General features: G+C 44.7%; 1 protein-coding gene. It reads left to right on the top strand.

Annotation, left to right across the window (positions count from 1 at the left end; all coding sequences use genetic code 11):
• Positions 1 to 508 (top strand): pre-peptidase C-terminal domain-containing protein (locus tag JWG39_RS16095; protein ID WP_205220453.1); only part of this gene is annotated, 508 nt, incomplete at both ends.

Genomic DNA, 508 nt, shown 5'->3' with positions numbered 1-508 from the left:
GCACCGCGACCATTGATTTAACGGGATTGAGTTCAGATATTGATTTAAGGTTATTGAGCAGCTCTGGATCACGGTTGGATTCCTCCTCTTCGCATTCCTCATATTCGGGTGGAAGTTCCAGTGAATCGGTATCCTATAATCTTACCTCAGGAGAGACCTATTACGTGAAGGTCGATCCTTATGACAACAATACCTCAGATTATAATCTGAGTATCAATACAGTCGCTGCTGTTAATGATATAGTTAACGGTACCACTATCAGTGGTGGTGATGCGGGTAACTCTCGAACGGGAGCCACTGCGGTTTCACTAGACAGTAATGGAGATGCCAGCATTACAGGTTATGCTGGGGAAAATGATTTTTATACGTTTGTTGCGCAACACCCTGGCACCGCGACCATTGATTTAACGGGATTGAGTTCAGATATTGATTTAAGGTTATTGAGCAGCTCTGGATCACGGTTGGATTCCTCCTCTTCGCATTCCTCATATTCGGGTGGAAGTTCCAG

The organism is Desulforhopalus vacuolatus, from assembly GCF_016918505.1.
GTDB lineage: Bacteria > Desulfobacterota > Desulfobulbia > Desulfobulbales > Desulfocapsaceae > Desulforhopalus > Desulforhopalus vacuolatus.
The sequence above is the reverse complement of the archived record's forward strand: the minus strand, read 5'-3'. Positions and strand labels throughout refer to the sequence as shown.